This window comes from Lentiprolixibacter sp. (genome assembly GCF_982873095.1).
This window is the reverse complement of sequence record NZ_CEYNTP010000093.1, coordinates 1-6,766: the sequence shown is the minus strand read 5'-3', so window position 1 is coordinate 6,766 and position 6,766 is coordinate 1. Positions and strand designations below refer to the sequence as shown.

Annotated in this window: 5 protein-coding genes and 1 pseudogene; 1 reads left to right on the top strand and 5 read right to left on the bottom strand. The window is 48.8% G+C overall.

Translation table 11 applies throughout. The annotated features are described in order from the left end of the window. Positions 1–84: 84 nt before the first annotated feature. From pdeM to AC4E7D_RS07215, 4 genes are read right to left on the bottom strand one after another with little or no spacing between them, the layout of a single operon-like run. Positions 85–735: a ligase-associated DNA damage response endonuclease PdeM gene (gene pdeM / locus AC4E7D_RS07230; RefSeq protein WP_490173141.1), complete on the bottom strand. Its 651-nt coding sequence runs from the start codon at positions 733–735 to the stop codon at positions 85–87. Between the two features lie 42 nt (positions 736–777). Then, positions 778–3,240 carry a ligase-associated DNA damage response DEXH box helicase gene (locus tag AC4E7D_RS07225; protein ID WP_490173140.1) on the bottom strand — a complete coding sequence of 821 codons (2,463 nt, stop codon included), beginning with the start codon at positions 3,238–3,240 and terminating at the stop codon, positions 778–780. Positions 3,241–3,246: 6 nt separating this feature from the next. After that, positions 3,247–4,881, bottom strand: a complete 1,635-nt coding sequence (locus tag AC4E7D_RS07220; RefSeq protein WP_490173139.1) for an ATP-dependent DNA ligase — start codon at positions 4,879–4,881, stop codon at positions 3,247–3,249. Between the two features lie 16 nt (positions 4,882–4,897). Then, the gene (locus AC4E7D_RS07215) at positions 4,898–5,956 is read right to left on the bottom strand and encodes a ligase-associated DNA damage response exonuclease (protein WP_490173138.1); all 1,059 of its coding nucleotides are present in this window, start codon (positions 5,954–5,956) and stop codon (positions 4,898–4,900) included. A gap of 191 nt (positions 5,957–6,147) precedes the next feature. Here AC4E7D_RS07215 and AC4E7D_RS07210 point away from each other — a divergent pair, with 191 nt between their 5' ends. Further along, entirely contained in the window at positions 6,148–6,525 is a 378-nt protein-coding gene (locus AC4E7D_RS07210; protein ID WP_490173137.1) for a tellurite resistance TerB family protein, read from the top strand. Positions 6,526–6,556: 31 nt separating this feature from the next. Here AC4E7D_RS07210 and AC4E7D_RS07205 read toward each other — a convergent pair. Beyond that, positions 6,557–6,766 (bottom strand): annotated as a pseudogene (locus tag AC4E7D_RS07205) (class 1 fructose-bisphosphatase); the annotation flags it as partial.

Here is a 6,766-nt window from a genome sequence, read left to right as displayed (position 1 = left end):
CAGATCTAAGCTGGGGCGACATATACGCTCCGTTCAGATAACTTACATCACCTGGCAGGCTGAATTTCTCTTTCTGGCACGTAATCATATACTAATAGTTGGGGAAACGTCAATTACTTCATTGCCGGCTATGGCATAGACCTGGTCTTTTTTTCCCGGAGACATCACATGATTCCCGGTAAATTCACCAAAAGCCGGAAGGATCATTTGTGCAGGGCTGCGAAAGAAACAGGGCAACCTCAGGGATTGCCTGCCCATGCCTCTAAGTCGCACTGCAGGGTGCAAATGCCCGGCAAAGTTGAAAAATCCTTCTTCTTCCGAGGGATGGTGGGTAAAAAAGTAGGGAGCCTTACGCAGTTCTTTACAGACCCTGATACCGAGCGATTCAAACTTCAAAGGGGATATGATGTCGTGGTTACCACTGATAAGGGTAAAGCGAACGGAATTTCCTTGTACCCACTTCTCAAAGAGGTGCCATTCCTGATTGAGGTAAGAATGAAAAAGATCGCCCAGGAAGTAGATTTCCCTCGGGTTAAAACGCTGTACTACCTCGTCCATCAATTCAAAGTTCCTTTGGATGGCCCCCTGGGGAACGGCTGCCCCTGATTTCCTGAAATGGGAGACCTTGCCCAGATGTACATCGCTGATCAGCAGGATTCCCGCCTGCTCCCAATACAGGGCGCCAGCCGGATGCATAATGAATGTATTGTTGAGAATGGAGGTTCGCAAGGTCATGTTACCAGCAAAGGTATAAAAAGAGGTACAAGAATATTCCCCCTATCGCGTCAGGATTGCGGTCATTTTGCGAATGCGGTCGGCAAGTTTTTCACTGGACAGTTTTTCGCGCAGGCGGTCTGTAATAATGGGGAAGGAAAATGGGGTGGGTTTTTGGCAGGCTTTCCAGATGATTTCCTGGGTTGCGATACGCTCCAGCGCCTTTCGCAGACGGCCTTCCTCTAACTGGTGTTCAAAGGTTTCGCGAAATGCCTGCAGGTACAGGAGGTTATCCGGTTCGTAATCTTTAAAAACATCGAAAAGAAGCTGGGAGCTACTCTGCAGGTGCTTCATTTTTACCCCCTTTTCTGGATACCCGGTGAATACCATTCCACTGATAACGGCAATATCCCTGAATTTCCTTCTTGCCATTTCTGTGGAGTTCAGGCTTTTTTGCAGGTCCTCAAAAAGGTAGTCTGTGGTAAACAGGTCGTTATCCAGTACTTCCTGCATATCCACGGCTTTGTCTGACAGCAATTCAAATCCGTAATCGTTGAAGGCCAGCGAAAAGGAGATGGGAGTCAACAGGCTGATCCGGTAACTGAGCAGGCTGCCAAGGGCTTCATGTACAAAACGTCCTTCAAAAGGGTAAAACAGATGGTGGTAGCCATCCCGGGTTTTAAAGGTTTCAATAAGGAATTCATTGGGTTGTGGAATGATGCTTTCTCTCCGCTGACGTTCAAATACAGGGGCCAGGGACCGAATTTCACGCGATTGTCTTTTGGGTTCCAGGCTGACGGAATACAGTTCTTCCCTCAGGATTTTGGACATTTGGGCCGATAGGGTCAGCCTTCCGCCCATCCATGCGGGTACTTTGCTGGTTTTCTTACTGGAGTTGCGCACATGGACCTGCATCTCCTTGATGCGGATAAATTCGAGATTGCGCCCTGCAAAGGTAAAGACATCGCCCCTTTTTAGTTTTGAGACAAAGGACTCTTCTATGGTTCCGATGTATCCCCCTTTCTGGTATCGCACCGTGAGGTTGGCGTCACCTACAATGGTGCCTATCTGAAAGCGGTGGCGCATGGCCACAGCCCGGTGGGTTACCTTGAAGTGCCCACTTTCGGTAATTTCAACTTTTTTGTATTCGTCATAGGCCTGTAAGCTCTGGCTCCCCAGCACAATGAAATTCAACAGCCATTCCCATTCCTGCCTGCTCATGGCCTGATAGCAGAAGGTGCTTTTTACTTCGGGGTAGATCTCCTCCGGAAGGAACCCGTCTGAGACCGCCAGAGTGGTCAGGTACTGTACCAATACATCAAAGCTGTTGAGGTAGGGGATACGATCTTCCACGGCTTTTGATTTTACAGCCTGCTGCAAGGCTGAAGCCTCAACAAGTTCGATAGCATGGGTGGGCAGGAAATAAATAATACTTTCCTGACCGGGCCTGTGTCCGCTGCGCCCGGCGCGTTGCAGAAACCGGGCCACCCCCTTGGGGCCCCCGATCTGTACCACGGTTTCCACTGGGGCAAAGTCTACCCCCAGATCAAGGCTGGAGGTACAAACCACCGCTTTCAGGCTTTCGTTTCGAATAGCCTGTTCTACCCATAAGCGGGTCTCCTTATTGATGCTGCCGTGATGCATTGCGATTTCCCCCGCTAATTCCGGATGTTTTTCAAGGATCTTTTGAAACCAGATCTCGCACTGACTTCGCGTATTGGTAAAGATTAAAGTGGTCTTGCTTTTTTCAATGATCGGGATGATGTCCTCCAGTAGGCGTAGTCCCAGGTGCCCCCGCCAGGGAAAAGTTTCCATGGTTTTGGGGATGATGCTCCTCACCGTAATCTTTTTCTTAAGCTGCGCTCTGAGCAAGACGGAGTTTTTAAGATAATCCGTTCCTGGCCCGAGCAGCACTTCCCTGGCTTCTTCAAGGTTTCCTATCGTTGCGGAAATCCCCCAGATCCTCATGTCGGGGCAGATGGTTTTGAGCCTGGAGAGACCGAGTTCCATCTGTACCCCTCTCTTGGTGCCCAGTAATTCATGCCATTCGTCCACAACTATAGCAGTACAGGTCTTGAAGATGTTGGCGTAGCCCTTGGTCGCGAGCAGTAGCTGCAAACTCTCAGGGGTAGTAATCAGGAGGTCGGGCATTGCTCTGCGCTGTCTTTGTCGTTCTGCTGTAGAAGTATCCCCGGTTCGTATCCCAACGGTTAACTGGGTGCCTAAATCCTGGGTGACCCGTTCAGCAGATTGTTTGATTTCCTGCGATAGTGCCCGCAAAGGGGTAATCCAGATGGCTTTTAATCCTTTGGTATGCCGGGTGGCATAGTCCGGATTCTGGGCGATATAATTCAGGACGATGGGAAACCAAAGCGCATAGGTCTTACCACTCCCTGTGGGGGCATTTAACAGGCCATTCTTTTTGCTCAGGAAAGCATCCCATGTCTTCTTTTGAAAAGCATGGGGGGTCCAGTGCTGTTTGCTGAACCAGGCTTCGGCTATTTGGAGCAGTTCGGATCTCTTCATGCGCACCTATTTAGCCTCCTGTTTTTCTGTGGAAATTCCCGGGATCATTTGTCTGAGATCCTCCAGGGTATTGGCATCCTCTATGCGCTTATCCTCCCTCCAGCGTAACATACGGGGAAAGCGGGTGGCTATGCCACTTTTATGGCGTTTGGAATGGGCAATACCTTCAAAAGCTATTTCGAAAACATGATAGGGGACTACTTGTCTTACCGGACCAAAACGTTCCAGTGTATTTTTCTTTATCCAGGCATCAATACGCCTGAATTCTGCATCTGTAAGTCCGGAATAGGCCTTGGCAAAGGTGACCAGTTCCTGTTCTCCCACTTCGTTGGTATCCCAAAGGGCAAAGGTGTAATCGGTAAACAGATTGCTGCGGCGTCCATGTCCGCGCATGGCATAGGTAAGTACGGCATCGATGGTAAGGGGGTCTACTTTCCATTTCCACCAGTTTCCCTTTTTCCTCCCTACCTCATAGGGCCCTTCCCTGTGTTTTAGCATAAGGCCTTCACTGCGCAGTTCCCGGGCACGCTCGCGTTCCTCTGCCACCTTCTCCCAGGAAGGAAGCTGCATTTTCTCGGAAAGTTGTAACGGGATGTTATCATCTGTAAAGAGGGCTTTAAGTCCGTTCTCAAGGTTCCTTCGTCTTTCCACATACGGGGAATTACGTATGTCCTGCCCCTGCCATTCAAGCAGGTCGTAGGCCTTGATGATAACCGGAATTTTTTGCATCAGTGCTTTTGTGACCTTCTTCCTGCCTATCCGTGTTTGTAAATCATTAAAAGTGCCCAGGCTGCCATTTGGATAGGGCAACAGCTCCCCGTCCAGTACGGTGCCATCCGGGATATGGTCGGTGAGAATATGCAGTTCTGGATATTTGTCGGTAACCAGTTCTTCACCACGGCTCCAGATAAAAAGCTCCCCGTTTCGAACGATCAGCTGGCTGCGGATTCCATCCCATTTGTGCTCCAGGTACCAGTTTTTTACGTCACCGAGGTTCTCAATATTTCCCTCAATAGGATAGGCCAGGTAAAAAGGATAGGGCCTGGAAAGGGATTCGGCCTCGTTTTCCTCAAGTACAAGTTTTTGAAAAGTGATGGTTTTCGGGTCCCAGTTGCCCATCAAGCGATAGGCCAGGATGTCTTCATCAATTCCCGTTGCCTGTGACAGCGCACGGGTCATGAGTTTCTGGCTTACGCCAATGCGGAATCCACCGGTGATCAGTTTATTGAAGACAAATCGCTCGTAGTAATCCATGCTGTTCCAATGCCTAACCAAATAGGATTTCTTTTCTTCCTCTGGCTTGGATTTAAGCTGGATCATCTCGTTCAGATAATCCCGTAAGGACTTTTCGGTAGACCGTTTGGCAGTAGGGACCACCAGGGCAATAGTCTCTGCCAGGTCCCCTACAATATGGTAACTTTCTTCAAACAACCATTCGGGGATACCGGCCCATTCGGCCGCCCAGTTTCTGAGCAGGGTGGTATTGACCGGCCTGGAGGGACGTCGATGGGAAAGCAGGGCTATGGTCCAGACCTTGTCTGCATCCTGAGCAGTACGGAAGTAGTCGGCCAGTGCAGCAACCTTTCGGTTGGTTGTATTTGTACTGTCGAGTGCTTTTATGAGCTGTGCAAACCGTTTCATACTGCGAAAAGTGGTTTTAATCTGGGTTGTTTTCCCCGATGTTAGACGCTGTCCTGGTTTCTTCTCCCTTGTCTGCAGGATTTATCTCGCCGGACTCACCTTCGTAAAGGGTAGCTTCAGTACGGGCGTCGTATCCTTTTTCCAGAAGATACCTGGAAAAGATATCGGTATAACCATGGGTACAGATGATTTGTGTTGCCTCTGTGGCCTGAATGGCTCCAAGCAATCCTTCCCAATCACAATGATCGCTGAGGACAAACCCCTTGTCAATGGCCCTTCTCCTCCTTGCCCCTCTGAAAGCCATCCAGCCGCTGGCAGTGGCTGTAACATAAGGGACCATTTTTCTCAACCAGGGACTGCCGTGGGCACTTGGGGGTGCCAGTACCAGGGCGCCCTTAAGTTCTTCGCTCCTTGTTTCCCTTGTAATCAGATGGGTTTCCGGGAACCCGGTGTGCGAACGCAGTACGGAAGTCATATTTTCCACCGCAGCATGGGTATAGATAGGTCCATTATGGGGGTCCAGATATTTTAACAAACGCTGGGCCTTACCCAGGCTATAACCAAAAAGTACCGAAGTGAGTCCTTCTTCCCTGTTCATTGCCCACCAGCTATTGATATCCCAAAAGACGGTTTGCTGTGGCTGCCATTTAAAGGCGGGTAAACCAAAAGTGCATTCGGTAATGAAGGTGTGACACTTTACGGGTTCAAATGGAGTTGCTATCCCGTCGTCTTCCGTTTTGTAATCACCAGAGAAAACCCAAACCTCACCCTTGTGCTCCACCCGGATCTGTGAGGAACCAATGATATGTCCGGCAGGATACAGGCTGAATTTCACCCCGCGGATGCTAAAAGATTCGCCCCAGGACTTCCCACTAACAGCAAGCTCACCCAGGCGGTGTTTTATGATGGGTATATTGGAATGGTGGGTAATGTACTGTTTATGCCCCCATCGACTATGGTCGGCATGCCCATGGGAAATGATGGCTTTTTTAACAGGTTGCCAGGGATCCAGGTATACATCTGCCTTTTCGCAGTAAATACCTTTATTCGTAAATTGTAATAGTGGCTTTTTCACAGCGGGCATAATTTACAAATTTCAGCAGCACAGGCCGCCGCTTTTAGTATAGTTTTGGCAAAGCAGCAGGGCAAAAAATTCAACTCTACACTTCTATTTTGCTCAGGAAATGAAGTATCTTTGTCCGATAACAAGATTTCTCAAACATGCCCATAGTAGATTTATACAGACATAGTGCAAAAAGGAAAAATTTGGCGCATTTTGCAACCCTTGCCTCACTCGCAGCGGTTGATGGCGAACTCAATCCCCAAGAAAAAAAATTGATAGATCGATTCGCGGATAAACTGGATATTACCGAAGCGGAGTATAAGGAGGTCATGAAGAAGTCCAACAAGTATCCTATTGACCCTTCCCATAGTCAGAAAGAACGTTATGAGAGGCTGTTCGATTTGTTCAAAGTGATTTATGCCGATCACGTCCTGGACGAGGAAGAAATGTCTCTTATAAAAAAATACGTACTCGGGCTGGGATTCCCCACCAAAAAGGCGGACAAAATAATTGAAAAGTCAGTAGCCATCTTTACAGGTAGGGTCCGGTTTGAAGACTACTACCACATCATGACCAAATAATCCAAGCAACCATTATTGGAGGAGCGGATGCTCAGGAGCCGTGGTGCTTTGCCATAAATGACTCTGCTTTCTCAACCATCTTTCGGCTACCGCAGAAAAAAGGAACGCGCTGGTGCAATTCCTCAGGCTGGATTTCCATAATCCTGCCAAAGCCGTCACTGGCTTTGCCATTGGCTTGTTCTGCTAAAAAAGCCATGGGGTTGCACTCATACAACAACCTTAGTTTTCCTTTACTGGCTTT

Coding starts and splice junctions, on each gene's coding strand:
- pdeM (WP_490173141.1), bottom strand. CDS start 735: ATGACCTTGCGAACCTCCATTCTCAACAATACATTCATTATGCATCCG.
- AC4E7D_RS07225 (WP_490173140.1), bottom strand. CDS start 3,240: ATGAAGAGATCCGAACTGCTCCAAATAGCCGAAGCCTGGTTCAGCAAA.
- AC4E7D_RS07220 (WP_490173139.1), bottom strand. CDS start 4,881: ATGAAACGGTTTGCACAGCTCATAAAAGCACTCGACAGTACAAATACA.